This window comes from Candidatus Pelagibacter communis (assembly GCF_001180025.1).
GTDB lineage: Bacteria > Pseudomonadota > Alphaproteobacteria > Pelagibacterales > Pelagibacteraceae > Pelagibacter > Pelagibacter ubique_A.
The window spans coordinates 1-703 of record NZ_CVSK01000022.1 but is presented as its reverse complement, the minus strand read 5'-3'; the positions used below and the strand labels follow the sequence as shown (position 1 = coordinate 703).

The 703-nt window shown below is 33.6% G+C and carries 1 protein-coding gene and 1 pseudogene; both read left to right on the top strand.

Features of this window, described 5'->3' with window-relative positions; all coding sequences use genetic code 11:
- Window positions 1-358, top strand: a pseudogene (locus AMN83_RS00335) (ABC transporter substrate-binding protein); the annotation flags it as partial.
- A gap of 86 nt (window positions 359-444) precedes the next feature.
- A partial coding sequence (locus AMN83_RS00330) for an ATP-binding cassette domain-containing protein (protein WP_143323624.1) occupies window positions 445-703 on the top strand: 259 nt, incomplete at its 3' end.

Here is a 703-nt window from a genome sequence, read left to right as displayed (position 1 = left end):
AACTGCAGTTGGATCAAGACTTTTAACTGTAGATGAAGCTAGAGCAGCTGGTATCTTAGGTATAGATATCACATCTGTTACAGACAAATTCATGAAAGAAAACCCAGGTATGTTAAGAACTTTCATCGAAGTTACACATGAAGCTAATGCTAGATACAAAGCTGGTAAAGCTGACATGAATTCAATGGCGAAAGCTTCTGAAATGACAGTTGCAGATATGAAAGACACTTTAAGTGGTTTCAAATTCTTAACTCCAGAAGAAACAAAAGCATCTATGGAAAGTGGTAATCTTGATGGTTTCCTAAAAGGAATGGGAACTCCAGGAGGAGCTGTAGATACAAGTTTCTTACCTTTATAATTTTAAGGGTTTAAAACTTTTTAAATAGGCACTGATTTTATAATTGGTGCCTATTTTTTTTATCAAATTTCTAATATAAGGCAGTTATGAGTGATCTGATTTCTCAAAATCTAAACATGATTTTTAAAACTCCAAAAGGAGAAACAGTTCATGCTTTAAAGGATGTAAGCTTTACTTTAAAAAAAGGAGAATTACTTACTGTTCTTGGTCCATCTGGTTGCGGAAAAACAACTTTATTAAATATTACTGCAGGGTTTTTAAGGCCTACATCAGGCAAAATAACACTTAACAATAATGAAATAGATGGACCTGGTGTTGAAAGAGGAATGGTTTTTCAACAAGGTG